Annotated in this window: 8 protein-coding genes; 1 reads left to right on the forward strand and 7 read right to left on the reverse strand. The window is 47.8% G+C overall.

The features are described from left to right. Nucleotides 1-3 precede the first annotated feature (3 nt). The gene (locus CRG97_RS19400) at nucleotides 4-1,233 is read left to right on the forward strand and encodes an aminopeptidase (protein WP_098746374.1); all 1,230 of its coding nucleotides are present in this window, start codon (nucleotides 4-6) and stop codon (nucleotides 1,231-1,233) included. A gap of 107 nt (nucleotides 1,234-1,340) precedes the next feature. Here CRG97_RS19400 and CRG97_RS19405 read toward each other — a convergent pair whose 3' ends face one another. The 7 genes from CRG97_RS19405 to CRG97_RS19435 form a co-directional block, all read right to left on the reverse strand. After that, nucleotides 1,341-6,569: an S-layer homology domain-containing protein gene (locus CRG97_RS19405; protein ID WP_098746376.1), complete on the reverse strand. Its 5,229-nt coding sequence runs from the start codon at nucleotides 6,567-6,569 to the stop codon at nucleotides 1,341-1,343. A gap of 812 nt (nucleotides 6,570-7,381) precedes the next feature. Then, entirely contained in the window at nucleotides 7,382-7,945 is a 564-nt protein-coding gene (locus tag CRG97_RS19410) for a DUF1697 domain-containing protein (protein ID WP_098746378.1), read from the reverse strand. After that, entirely contained in the window at nucleotides 7,942-9,339 is a 1,398-nt protein-coding gene (locus CRG97_RS19415; protein WP_098746380.1) for a protoporphyrinogen oxidase, read from the reverse strand. Before CRG97_RS19415 ends, CRG97_RS19410 begins: the two co-directional genes overlap by 4 nt. Nucleotides 9,340-9,876: 537 nt before the next feature. Continuing rightward, the gene (locus tag CRG97_RS19420) at nucleotides 9,877-10,620 is read right to left on the reverse strand and encodes a GTP pyrophosphokinase (protein ID WP_379404241.1); all 744 of its coding nucleotides are present in this window, start codon (nucleotides 10,618-10,620) and stop codon (nucleotides 9,877-9,879) included. 373 nt (nucleotides 10,621-10,993) lie between these two features. Continuing rightward, nucleotides 10,994-11,671: an MBL fold metallo-hydrolase gene (locus tag CRG97_RS19425; RefSeq protein ID WP_237566516.1), complete on the reverse strand. Its 678-nt coding sequence runs from the start codon at nucleotides 11,669-11,671 to the stop codon at nucleotides 10,994-10,996. A 197-nt stretch (nucleotides 11,672-11,868) separates the two neighbouring features. Further along, nucleotides 11,869-12,771: an EamA family transporter gene (locus tag CRG97_RS19430; protein ID WP_098746383.1), complete on the reverse strand. Its 903-nt coding sequence runs from the start codon at nucleotides 12,769-12,771 to the stop codon at nucleotides 11,869-11,871. Nucleotides 12,772-12,974: 203 nt separating this feature from the next. Next, nucleotides 12,975-14,723, reverse strand: a complete 1,749-nt coding sequence (locus CRG97_RS19435) for an RNA polymerase sigma factor (protein WP_098746385.1) — start codon at nucleotides 14,721-14,723, stop codon at nucleotides 12,975-12,977. Nucleotides 14,724-14,813 lie beyond the last annotated feature (90 nt).

Here is a 14,813-nt window from a genome sequence, read left to right on the forward strand (position 1 = left end):
CATATGGACAATTTCGAGAAAAATCTGGAAAAATACGCGGAGCTGGTCGTTAAGGTAGGCGTAAACGTTCAACCGGGCCAAGTACTGATTGTCAATGCTCCAATCGAATCCGTAGAGTTGACACGCCACATCGTGGCCAAAGCATACGATGCAGGCGCCAAATATGTGCAAGTCGACTGGGATGATGAGAGAATCACCCGCATTCGCTACGAGAAAGCACCTGCTGGCTCTTTCGGTTATTATCCGCAGTGGCAGGCCGACGCCATGCAGCAGCTTGCAGAAGGTGGAGGGGCCATTCTGCGCATTAAAGTTCCGGATCCGGAACTGTTCCGCGGCATTGATTCAGCCAAAGTATCTACAGCCGTGAAGGCCGCTGCCGTAGCTAACGAGAAATACCAGGTTTATGTGCGCAACAATAAAATCAGCTGGTCGCTCATTAAGGCACCTACCCGTGCCTGGGCCGATAAGGTATTCGCGGATCTTCCCGAAGAGGATCGTATTCAAGCGATGTGGGATGCGGTATTCCAGATGAATCGAGTGGATAGCGAAGATCCGGTTGCCGCTTGGCGGGATCATATTGCTCAGCTGAAGCTGCGCCAGAATCACATGAATGCCAAACGCTATAAAAGTTTCCACTATCGTGCGCCGGGAACGGATCTGCGCGTGGACATGCCGGAAGGGTATCTCTGGCTTGGCGGCGGTGACGAGAATGAAGCCGGCGTATATTTCGTGGCAAACATGCCAACCGAAGAAATCTACACAATGCCGCACCGTACAGGCGTGAACGGGACCGTAACCAGTACACTTCCGCTTAATCTGAACGGCCGCTTGGTAGAAGGCATAAAGCTCACGTTCAAGGACGGCAAGGTTGTCGAATATGAAGCCGAATCCGGGCGGGAGCATCTTACAACACTGCTGGAAACGGACGAAGGCGCGTCCTATCTAGGAGAAATGGCACTCGTTCCGCATGATTCGCCAATATCCCAGCTGAACCGTGTCTTCTATAACACCGGTATCGATGAGAATGCATCGTGCCACTTTGCGCTGGGAAGCGCCTATCCTGTCAATATCGAGGGTGGCACCAAGATGAGCAAGGAAGAACTTCTAGCTTGCGGAGTCAATGTCAGTCTGACCCATGTTGATTTCATGATCGGCTCGGCTGAACTGGACATTGACGGTGTGCTGGCTGACGGCACGATTGAACCTGTATTTCGCGGTGGACGGTGGGTTTAATTCATTGCTCCATACCCTTAACATGAATCTCCATTAGCCTTCAACCTAAAAAGAGGCTGACACTAAAGCTCCAGCTCTAGTGTCAGCCTCTTATTTGTTCTTATTTCTTACTGCTTCTCCACGTTCTCCAGCATACGAAGAATCATCATGACGGCTTCCGCCCGGGTCGCGGAGTCCCGTGGTGCAAACCGGTTACCCGAGCGGCCATTCACGATGCCAGCCGCAGTGGCGGCAGCGATTTCCTTCTGTGCCCAAGCTGGAATGGCTTGCTGATCGCGGAATTCCGTTTCTGCTTCTGGTAAGGCAAGGCCCAGATAACGAGTGATCATGACCGCCATTTCAGAACGGTTGACAGATTGATTCGGTCTGAATGTGCCGTCTTCATATCCCTTCACAATACCTTCGGATACGGCCCATTGAATCGCTTCAAGCGCCCAGGATCCGATCTGGGAACTGTCTTTGAAATCCAGCTTCCCAGCATCCCTTTGTCCATCGAGTGCTTTGGCCATCATGACCATAAATTCGGCGCGTGTTACTTGTCGGTCCGGTTTAAAGGTATGATCCGGATAACCCCCAACGATACCGAGCTGAGCCGCTTCCTCTATCGCCGACGAAGCCCAATGTCCCGCGATGTCTGTTAACATAACCGGCTTTGGCTCCGGCTTCGGTTCTTCGGTCCCCGGCTTCGCCTTACGGTGAATGGTTAACTGGTAGGTTCGGGTCGTCCCGTTCTCCGCCCGAATCACCAGCTTCAACAGGTTATCCCCTTCCTTTAGCTCGATAACCTGATCCTTCTTCAGGGGTTCTTCTCCCAGAAGGACTGTTGCCTTGCTATGCGACGCATGAACACGGAGCTGCACAGATTCGGCTTCCGTCTCAAGTCGGTACTCAGTTCCGTTCTCATTGAATGCAGGGGTAAGTTCAGCTGCTTTGTCGCCGATGATCACTTCAAGTTCTTTTAAACGGTTATCTCCAGATAATACGTGTCCTCCAGAGGACCCCGATCCTGATTCTGATTCTGATCCCGATGATGGAGGATTCTCCGTTGAAGGTACTACCGAAGCGTTATAGGTACGGATCGCGGCTTGCAGAGCCATGATCGCATTCTCTACTGCCTTGGCAGTTGCATGATCCTGTTGCGCTATGGCGCTGGCTCTTTCAATGGCAGCACGGAGTGCAGACCTTGCTGCGACCGGATACTGCCCCGGCAATGTGCCTTCCCGAGTTTCGTCGAGCCTTTGCTGTGCCGATGCGATTAATCCGATTAACTCGCTCTTGTCTACTGCTGCTGCCGGTGTTGTGACTGAGTTATGAAGTCCGACGCTCTCTCCTGCAGCGTTATAGGCTTTTACAGTAAAATGATATCGGGTGTCCGGCTCCAAACCGGAAGCGGTATGTGAATACACATCATTTGTCACGGTAACAACCGGTTCACTCCGCCCTTTCAGATATACACGATATCCATCCACGCCATCAACTGCGGTCGCCTCCGGCCAGCTCATGGATACGCCGTTTGACGTGATGTCCGAAAATTCAAGCTCCCCGGCTGTCCATACAGGTGCACCCGGAATTTCTACGGTTTGAGTGATGACCGTTAAAATCTCACTTGGAGCCGATTCCGTGCCTTGCTTGTCCACGGCGGTTACTTTGAATTCATACAGCGTGTCCGGGGTTAGCCCTGTCGCTTCATATACGCTATCCGTGACCGTTGCCACGCGCTCCCCGTCCTGATACACATTAAAGTTCACGACTTGTTGGTCTGGACTGTTTACGGGATCCCAACCGATTTGAACCGTTGACGATGTCACATTCAGTGCTTTCAGGTTGGTCGGAGCGTTGAGATTCCCGCCATCTGTCGTGAATGTCCACACATCCGAAAGGGTTTTTCCCCCGAATTTGTCTTGTGCGACGACATACCACGAATAGATTCCATCGGATTGCAGTCCTGTCCACGGCTGAGTAACCTCAGTGCCGCTATCCACGTTCTGCGGTGTACCGATAGACTCTCCTCTCAGATGATTTACATGGATCGAATCCGTTGCTACCCGCTTTAATTTCGGTTCAAGATCCAGATTCATCTTGAACTCATCCGAGCCATTTGTATAATAATTGTACTTATCCAGATAAGGAGAGTACGTATTTACGTAAATCTGATTGCTATCCTTATCAAAATGCAGCAGTCTCAAGTAACCACTGCCGCCATCGGCATGTCCTTGGTAGTCTGCCAGCATCTGATACACGGTTCTGTCCGCAGTACCGTCACCATTATCATCCAATTCATTCTTAAGCAGACTGGCTCCCGTGTAATGGCCGCTCAGAACGGCAACCACATTCGGATTCGGAACGACAACTTCCTTGTACAATTTGTTACCTATACCGGAACGAGTTCCGTTCGCGAGCATATAATCATGGAAATTCAGGAATGCGGTACGGTCTGGATACGCTGCGAGAACCTCGTTCATCCACTTGATATCCTCGTCTTCAACGCCCCATCCCATATACATCATGATGAAGTCGTTGCCTTCAACGGAGACAAGGTCATAATGTCCGCGATTGTCCTTGTAGGAACCTCCGTAATATGGCTGATTCTTGTAACGGTCCTCCCCGAAATATTGACTGTAGGTCGTGTAATCCCAATCATAACTTCCCACATCATGATTTCCGGCGAGCACGCCATGCGGCAGATTAGCATCCTCCAGCATCTTCATGTAATCATCGGCACGTTTCCATTGATACTCAGCTGTCGGATCATTCACGATATCACCGGTATGGAACAAATATTTGATGTTCATATCATCGATGGAATCGACAATCCAGTCGAATTGCTTCTGCTGAATATGCGGGTACAGCTCCGTTAAGAACTGGGTATCCGATACCCATACAAAAGTGTAATCATAATCCCCACGGGATGGAATTTCATCCTGTACGATGACATCCACTTTGCTGTTCTGGACGTAGTCTGCTGCCATCAGTTCGCCTCGTAGCGTAAAATCATCTTCAGACTGGGCAATATGTTTGGTAATTTCCGTCCACTTGTTCAGGTTGTGGTTCCACGCATACATCGTGACCTTGCGTCCGAGCACCGTGTGTCCTTCCCAAATAACTTCAACGCTGTCACGCGGCTCCACGGGATGCTCCAGCTCTACCTCAAACCGGATATAAGGGAACTTAGACGTGGAATCCACCGTGACATATTGATCGTTGGACTCTGCTACCAACTTCAATTCCTCTGTAGTTAGCGCAGTTTCGCTCACTGGGAACCTGTCCTTAGGTGGCTCTTCATCCGAGGCGTTCTTGGATAATTTTACTCGATCGCCACTTAATGCATGATACGGATACGCCTGATGAAAGGAGACCTCAAGCTCGTCATCCGACGGATCGCTGACTTGAACCTTCAGTTCCGGCGACAACCCGGTTCCGCTCTCCATATCTGCTGGTGAGACCAATACAGGTGCATTCGGATGCTCCGGTGCCGTGTTAAACGTTACCGTACGTTCCGAGATGTTGCCGATCTTGTCTACTGCCCGGATTTCCAGCTTATGATCACCTGGATCAAGCTCGGACGACGAAGTATCGTATGGCACCTGGATGGCTCGACCATCCAGCAGGACCTTCACCTGTTCCACGTCGGATACGCTATCTTCTGCAGTCACATTGATCGGAATGCTTCCCTTATAGCTCTTCCCCTCTTCAACGGTCACGCTAATTACCGGTCCATTGTTATCTACCTGAACATTGGCAGATGCTTCAGACTTCCCCTTTACATTCAATTCAACCTTGTGCTGCCCGTCTGTAACCGTCGTAGTATCCCATGCGTAAGACAGGGCCTTTACTTTATCGGCTGGAATATCGAATTGAAATGCAACAAAAGGCAGAAACCGTCCATCGTCACCAAGGTCATGGATAAGCGCAGGATCGCTAAATTGCGGATCCCGGATTTCTGTCCCATCTCCTAACAACAGCCGTACATTGCGGGCATTAAAGTCATCCATATTTCCGGTCGGCTTGTCATCCTCGAAATAGGTTTTCTCATTATCACCGGCCCGAAGGGTAATTTCGTTTGTGCCGCTTATCAACCATTGCGGTTCGATGGGGACAACGATGGTTTGATAGCCGTCAATGTTCGCCTCGGTCTTGAACAGAACATTCTTGCCGATGGTTACCGTGTTGATCCCATCGTCAATACCATCGCCTTCAAAAACAAAATAAGCGGAATGCTCCATAACGGGTGTACCTTGAACCGGCTGCCCGTCGATTTGAAGCTCAAGATCGGCAGGTTCTACCCCACCTGCTGCACCCCGAATATACGTTATCCCGGTGACGGTCTGTTGATCGTCAACATTCAGGCTGGCGCTGCCACCATTCCCCGTGAGATCGACTTCGTATTTGGGACTCTCTACTTCCTTAAAGGTGTTGGACACCGTGAAAAAATACTCCAGCTTGGTGTGTCCCAGCAGCTCCAGGTAAGAAATCGTATGACCGAGGCCTTGCTTTCCTTCCTGAAGCTGTACGACCTTGTAATCGTTCTGTCCATCGACACGATAAGATAACGCGAGCGAAGTAATCATACGATCATCGTGCGCTTCTGCGATAATTTCCAGATTTTCGCCCGGCGTCACATTCGTCGTTGTCGTCCGGTTGGTGACCGTTGGTTCCTTGGTCACATCAATATGTACCGGCTCCGCAGGTACCTCGGAATGCTGCAGCGAACCCGGCGTAGCCTTATGCTCCAGCTGGGAAATCCGCTGCATCTTCAGGCTGCCATCCTCCGGGTACTTATAGAAGATCCCCTGATCGGCGGCGTTATGAACGTCTCCGTCATTGAAAAATGCGGATACGATCGGACGGCCGGTGTTCGTCACAACCACGAGCTCCCGCATGCGTGAATTGGACATGCCGCCTGAGAATATTTTGACGACATCGGTGTTTTCAATCAGGTTGGTGCCGTAATTTTTATTAAAATCAGCAATCGTTGATTTGCTGTTCTGTGCGTTAATAATCCAGAACACCAGCGTGCCTCTGGATGGAATCATCACCTCATCGGGTACATGAGCCCAGAGGGTATCACTCTCCAAGTAACGGTAACGAATTTTGTAATGGCTGAAATCGATGTCTTGGTCGGTATTGTTATATACTTCAATAAATTCATAACCGTCGGCGGTTCCTACATTCGTAGAATCAGGGACAAGCTCGGTGATCAGCAGTTCAGGTACGTTGTTCAGTGCGTTGGATGACTGGGCTGAAGCCTGTCCTGGGAAACCGGCAAACGAGGCCGACAACACGATACAGAGAATCAAAAAACAGGATATACATCGATTCAGGACGATCTTAGACAATGGAAAACCTCCTAGAAATGATTTTTTGAACAATCAATTCAGTTTCCCAATTCTCCAGGTCTCCATGGGATCTCCAAATTTTAATTAAAGCGCTTTCAATATTAAATCCCTCACGATTTAGATTTAGGCTATCCCCTATAAGAGATCCATTTAACACCTCACCTCCTAAGATCAATAATTGCATATTCCCTTTGATTTTTAAACCGATTTATGTAAAATCTGATAAATGATTCACAAGTCCCGGGATCAGTTAAACGTCTAGTAAAATAGGACAATTTGTTAACAGATATTCATTACTATATATTAAGTAGTTACCCCTATCTCAAGGTCCACAAGCGGGGGCAGCATAGCGTATAAAGCCCATTACTTCCAGACTATTCACGTCTTATCCGGTTCATCTTTAGGCAAGCATCCGTCAGGATCCTCTTTCATGGAATGCTGCTTCAGCTTATTCAGATACTATCAATTACTCCGGTCTCCCGCACAAAAAAAGACCCCGCGAATGATTTCGCAGGATCCTTATCAGTGGGAAGCGATTTAAAATTCATTATGCAGCCATTTTCCAATTGCTAGGGTGCCTTACCTGAAAAGAATCGAAGAAACTTCGCTCTCCTTCTCCTTTTGCGAGTGTTCATGGTGAATCAACTGCCTTTCGGAATGACATCATGTTCTTCCGTCCGTCGATTGACAATACCACTTCCCACTTGTTCTATATTTACCCGTTCCTCGGGGAGTGAAACACTTTAACCCGAACTTCCTCTCGAATTTTGAGATTAGCCTATGTACCCCTTCATTTGTATAAATGATGGCGACTACTCACTCTTCATTGTCTGGGACAGTTGCACCAGCTTGTTCATGGTTTTCCAATTCCGCATCGTCATCGGTACGCCGAGCTTCGTCAACTGAACCGCCAGCTTGGAATTCCGAACGCTTTCCTTAAACAGTAAGTAAACATCTTCACCAATAACCTCGAAGGTTTCCTTTTCGTTTACATAAAGCCTTAATTTCTCCACATCTTCAGCAGCAGGCGCTTCCGGCAGCATGGCAGCATAAAGGCTCTCAAACTCCGATGCTTCCTCCGCTTGACGTATCGTTTCTTCCGAAAATGGACAGTTCCGAACGATCCCCTCGATTTCCTCGGAAGTTCTAAGGATCACCGATATCGAGAATCCGAACGTTTCAAGTATGCCTTGTTCCATTTGGACGCGCAGCGTTTCCTTGGATTCCGCAGATTCGAAGAGCACGTTTCCGCTCTGGATGTAAGTCTGCACGCGAGTTAGTCCCATGCGTTCAAGCATCTTCCTTAGATCGGCCATTTTGATTTTGTTATGTCCGCCGACATTGATCCCTCTGAGCAACGCGATATAAATTGTCATCCAAGCATCCTTTCCACGATCAGACCTGCCGTCTTCTCCCCGTTCGCAATGCAATCCGGTATACCCACTCCATAATAGGAGCATCCCGCAAGCATAACGTTAGGGTACAGGTCACCCATTTTATGCTCTAATGACTCCACGATTTGCCGGTGCTTCAAATGATAATTCGGCATATTATCATGCCATTTAGTGACTTCACAAGAGATGGGCTCTGCCTTAATACCGAGGCTTTGGCTGATATCCTCCATCCCGACCTGTTTCAATTCTTCATCGGATAATCGGATGAACTCCTCATAATGCGGATTGGAGCTCTTGTAGAACAATCGCATTAATAACCGCTTGTTCTCGGAAGTATGCTCCCATTTCCGGCTCGTCCAGGTACAAGCATCACACTTCAACTGGGTTCCCTTGGCCGTAATGAATCCCGTTCCATCGTAGGGAAGCTCTTCGTCTTGAATATCATAGGCAAGATACACGCTGATAAGCGATTTGGTATACAGCTGGTCAAAGTCCTCGTTAAGCAGCGGATCTTGCAGCAGCTCCTTCGCGGCGGATCCCATTGTGCTTAATACAACAAAATCAGCTTCAAGCTTTTCGCCATTTGCCAACGTTATCCCGTAGCCGCTAGCCATTTTCTCCAGCTTCTCTGCGGAAACGCCCTTATATATCTTCGCGCCTGCTTGTATCACGGTCCGTTCCAGTGCATCAATCAATACGGAGACTCCGTCTTGGAAGGAAACAAACTTCTTATTTCCTGAGCCCAGGAACTTCTGTTTATGCTCGGCTAGACCACCCATGATACTACCGTGTTCATTTTTGTATTCTAGTAAATAAGGAAACGTAGACGCAATGGTGAGATCATGAAGCTCTCCGGAATATACGCCCGATATGACCGGAGCGATCTGATTCTGAACGATTTCCTTGCCAAGGAAGGCTTCAAGGAACTCGCCCAAAGAATCATCCTTGGTAAACGTTTCATTCGGCGTGTAGTAGTCCTTGAGCGCCTCCACCTTCCCCTCGGCGGACACGAGCTCGCTTTCCGCCAAGGATTTCAGGCTAAGCGGTATGCCGAATACGCTCTCATCCGGGATTCTTTTCAAACCTGCAGCCGTATATATGAACGAAGTCCCCGTGGCATTATACACAACCTGGTCTGTTAACTGAAGCTCCTCCAGAAGTGGTGCCACATTCGTTTTCCGGGATACGATCGAATCCGCTCCGGTTTCCATAATAAATTCACCGTTCTGAACGGTTCGGATTTTGCCTCCCAGCGTTTCACTTGCCTCGATAAGCACAAATTCCATATCCTGTTGATGGCGATTTAATTCTTTTTGCAAATAGTATAAGGTCGAAAGTCCGGTAATGCCGCCGCCGATGACTACGGTAGTTGTCACTTTACATACACCTCTATTATGTAGGTTCATAACATCTTCATCATGTTTGTTACCATTGTATCCAATTTCTAAGTATATCATAGAGTCCGTTCTTTCGAGGGCCGCCAATCCCTCAATATTGTGAACAGAATCGTTCACACAGTCATCGGCTTTCCACCAGGAACAGGAACACAATTAGTACATCATGCATACTACTCCCTTTGTGCACGTGCAGATCCAGGGGCATGCCAGGATGGTTATCGACAGCAAAAAAAACTCCGCGAGATCACTCGCAGAGTTTTTTCGTGGGAAGCGGTTATTTCTATTCTAACGCAATCGTTCCATTGCTTAAGGTGTACTTTGGAATAATTCAGGTAGTGTCGTCCTTATTCCTCGTTATGCTGTACATGGGTATCAAATCCTTTCGGTAATTCCGACTTAACGTCTTATTATCCGTCTGGTGTTGATGTGTTTCCACTTCCCACTTAGGATATATATACCCGGTGTACGGTGGATGAAACAGATGAAGCTTTTCTTTTTCACGCCACTGCCAGAACTTTAATTATCCTCGGTCAACACTTCAAGCAATCCGGCCGGAAGCTCATACTTGCGGTTGTTGATCTGAATGCTCTTCAGTTCCTCCAGCAGCGAATCATTGCTTTCCGAATCCTTAATGGCCTGCACTTCGTGGTGCAATTGCTCCATCTGACGGTCCAGCGCGTTAGCCGTATCCGCCGCCTTCTTGAGCTCTTCCAGCAGATGCTGGGGAACCGACTTATTATATTTATAGAAAATTTTATGCTCCAGACTCGCCCAGAAATCCATGGCAATGGTCCGAATTTGGACTTCAACGCATACCTTCTCCACCCGGTCGGAGAAAAAGACAGGCACTTCGACTAACAGATGCAGGCTTTGGTATCCGTTTGGCTTCGGATTCTTGATATAATCTTTGACGTTCAGGACCGTTAAGTCGCTCTGCTTCTGCAGCATGTCGCTGATTTTGTAAATGTCGGTAATGAAGGAGCAGGTGATTCTTAGACCCGCGATGTCTTTAATGTTATCTTCGATGGAACTGAGAGATATGTTTCCGCCTTTTCGGAGCAGCTTCTTCATGATGCTCTCCGGCGATTTCAGGCGGGACTTCGTATGTTCGATCGGGCTATAATCATGAAGAGCCTGGAACTCCTCTTTTAATATTTCCATTTTGGTTTCGATCTCATCTAAGGCGAATTTGTATTTCATCATAAATCGGGTAATTTCGTTCCGAATGATTTTGAGCTGTTCGATTTGCATAGAATTCATGGGATACTTCCTTTCGATTGTGTGATTCAGAGCCGTGATGACTCGAGTAGTAAATAAAAACAAAACACGCTGCTAACATTCTAGAAGTTCTGTTCCCTCTTTAAATAGTAGTTGATTTTGAGGTGCGACTGCAACTTTAGTGCAATGACGTCAAAAAGACGCTGCAACCAGAAGGTTACAACGTCTTTTATCATATGCCAGCTTCGTAGCGCTTGATATCGTTGTATAAACCATATCTTGCAAGGCGTTTATGCTCGTATTTTATTATCCTATACAGTTCATGAACGTGGTATTATTTCTCGGGCAATCGCAAAATACTCATGGTTTCGACATCCATTCACAATGGATTTCCCCACTTTCATTCACTCCCATTTTATCGAAAATTAAATATTCCCTCTTGATTTGGCCTCATTCTGAAATCGACAAAATGCTTGAGCGAATCCAATTGAAAGTAGATGTTCTGATCGTATAACTTTCTTATTGTTTGGCCGGGTGGGGTTCCATAGGAATGCCCAGGAAATACGCGCATTTCAGGTGCCGCAAATGATTTGATTTTTTGAATGCTATCAAACATCGCCTCAGCGGATCCGCCCTTGAAATTGCATCCTCCGCAGCCTTCAATAAATAGTGTATCTCCCGTAAACATACAGTCCTCAAGCAAAAAACACATACTTCCCGAAGTATGCCCGGGTGTCAACATGCACGTCACGATCGTCTCCTCAAACTGGATGGTCTCTTCATCGGATAAACCTATCAAATTGGGGCAATTGAATCCATACTCTTCTATTTCCACACTCGACATGAATACACCGCATTCATAAATCTCAGTTAACACTGACGTCAGGTTTATATGATCGTAATGGGAATGGGTTAACATAATCCCTCTCACATCTGCGTTTAAATCGTTTAGCTTGGCTAGGATGGTATCGAGTTCCCATGAAGGATCGATTAGGATGGCGGCGTGGCTGCCCTTATCAAATACAATATAACTATAATTAATATAGGGTTGCGAAACCGTTCGCAGGGCAAACACTTCGTAATTTATCATGATTCCTCCCTAGCCATTTATTACCCATATATTAGTATATGGATACTTTTTTGTAAACTATGTAAGAATAGCTTGAAGCAGATTCGCTCACCACTTGCTAACCAACGCAGTTCCTAGAAGGAAAGAACATGAGAAGAAAGACCGTCAGGAATGTCATGCTATAAAAACACTTTTTCCAGGCTATTATCTTCTTCTGAATCTCATCTTTGTACCGCTGGCACCCTGCCCCGCTTCTGCGCCGCCATCTGCGGATACGCAATGCCCAGCAGGATCACGATAACTCCGATCCATTGCAGAGCAGTCACCTGCTCGCTCAGCACCAGCACCGAAGCGATAACAGCGACGGGCAGCTCTCCAGCCCCAAGGATGGTTGCCAGTCCTGTGCTGATTTTGGGTGCGCCCAGTGCGAATAGCAGTACGGGCAAAACAACGCCGAATACGCCTAAGATTAAGCCGAACAGCCATAACCCGTTGTCAAACAGGGATATCTCCGTGTACACTTTCGGCGTGAATAGGATCGTCAGCAGAATCAGACCACCCGTTGAGGTATAGAAGCTCCGGGTAATCGGTGACATCTGCGTCTCGACCCGGCCGCTGAAGAAGACAAACAAAGCCATCATCAAGGCCGCAGCCAGCCCCAATAAAGTCCCTTTCCAATTCAATTGAAGCTCGCCTGCACCCAAAATCCCCCCAGCCATAATCGTCCCGACGAACAGGATGATAACGGAGATAATGGTGGATTTATCCGGCCATTGCCGTTTCACAATGGCTTCGATAATGACGCCGATCCAGGTGAATTGAAATAGAAGAACGACGGCAATCGATGCCGGAATGCTCTGAAGGGCAAGGTAATACGTGACGCCTGTAAGACATGTACATAACCCAACCCCAGCTAGCCTTAGGAATTGCTTGCCCGTAACCTTTTGACGTCCAAAAAACAGCATCAGCAACAGCAGGATGAGCCAGCCTGTCCCGAATTGGCTGATCATAACCTCCTGAAATTGGAACCCTTCCTGGTAAGCAAGCTTTACAACCGTTGACAGAATACCGAAACAGCAAGCTCCCAAAAATACGTAGAATGAATTTTTCAACAAATGCAACAACGTAATACTCTCCCTCCGCAACAAAAAAAACCCCGCTTTTCACTGTTTTGGAGACCAGAAAACAGTAAAAAGTGGGGTTAACACTGTTTGATATTGAATTATGACTTATCTTAAGACAAAATCTCGACATTGTAAATACCAAATTGATCAATCGTACATCTAACCGTGGTCCCTATACGATTCACATTGATGACTAACCAAACTTAGGAGGACAACTTTGCAAAAATCTCTCTCAATTTAGCAACAGCTTCGATCTCCAGAGCTTTAATATCCTCTACCAGCGATATCGCCTTCGTTGCTTGCTCCTCCGAATTAGGCTCTCCACCTACCGGGAATGGGAACATCTGATGCAGGACACTGAACTTCTCACACATTCCTGTATATAACACGCTGGCTTCTTTAAACTGCTGCGTGAGCTCCGGTCCTTCCTTATTCGCATCCGGCCAAGCTGCAATCAGTTCCTTGAAGAACTCAGCAGCATAATACCGGGCATCTCTTAATACCTCGATGTTGTAAGCATGACCGTTCGGTTCTATCTTCCGCCCCTGCAGCGATTTAACCCAAGCATCATATGCCGCAATCCCCTTCACTGCCGTCGGCACCACGCTTTCTTTCCCCTCATATTGCTCGATGGCGGTTTCAAGCGCAAGTCGAAGCTGCTGCTGAAGCGTTAAATCAACGGAGCCCTCAATAGCCAGAACAAATAGATCTTCCATCACGCTTCTGCCGAGATTTTCGTAGGGCAGCGTATCCACTCTGCCGCATACTTCCCCATAGAGAGTTCTCGTTTCATCGTCGTAACCATACAGTGTACCAAATTCCGGGAAGAATATATCCCAAGCCAGCACAGGGTATCCCCGGTCTAGTGAAGCATGAATCAGATCAAGGGCCCTTGGCAGCTCCTGATGAATGCTGCGCTTGCTCATGGCACTCTTCTCCAAAGCGGTTGGATCCAGCAGATTGGCATTGGTGCCGACGCCGTCCGACATGCCATCTACAAACTTGGAATGGAACCCGATATTATGAAGGCCCCGAGATAATACTTCACCAAAAAAGTACGACGTTGGACCTGCAATGTGAACTTCATCCGGGATGATGTTGATCCGGAATGCATGACCTGTAAGCCCCATGACCATCGGCAGGGATAACTTCCGATCTGTAAATTGAAGCATTTTATACGTGGCATCCGCAGCGGTTGTCCAAGTTTTGATTTCTTTCAACGGTCCTTCATAAGGCAGAATTTTCTTTTTCATAATTCCCAAGTCCCTTCTCATCTTAATATAAGAGTCAACGGTGACGCGGATTTTTTCTTGGATCACTTTCTTCCGTGATCTCGAAATAATCTGATACACATTGGCCGAGGAGAGCTGAAACAAGTTGGCAATTTCTTGCGGAGACAGCTGATCGAAAAAATGGGATTCGAAAATAAGCCGTTCGCGTGGCTTTAGACATTGAATGATGTCCGTTAAAAAGCGCAGCGTCTCTCGCTGGACGATCCGTTCCTCCGGAACGTGGAATCCAGCGGCAGCTTCGGTTGCAGAATGACGGAGCCTGCCCAGAATACTGTCCAGATTGTTCCACTGATCTGAACTCCCGGCACCATCAGCTCTTCCCCTGCCTTCAAGCTCGGTGAATGTCTGCTCTTTCATCGCAGGGCTTCCCTTAAGGCGGGTATAGGCCTGATTCCGGACGATCCGCTGCACCCACGGCAAGAACCGCCGGGCATCGACTAGTTTCCCCAGATGCATGAACGCACGGATTAGCGCATCCTGTACAACGTCCTCTGCCAGGTAGGACTCCCGGGTTATAGCTCTGGCATAGCCATAAACCTTGGACCGATGACGCCGAACAAGCTCCCCGAATGCTTCCCGCTCCCCTGCCTGCGCATATTTCACCAACTCCTGATCTTCCATCTCATCCCACTGGACCCTGCTGTCTGCTGTCGTTTCCAATTGCTCAAACCCTCTTTCGTATCGTTGACTACTTATATGACCAGAGAAGTTCGTTATTTCTGACAAAGTGATTGAGAAATATTATACCTT

This window comes from Paenibacillus sp. EZ-K15 (assembly GCF_002573715.1).
Classification (GTDB): domain Bacteria; phylum Bacillota; class Bacilli; order Paenibacillales; family Paenibacillaceae; genus Paenibacillus_AQ.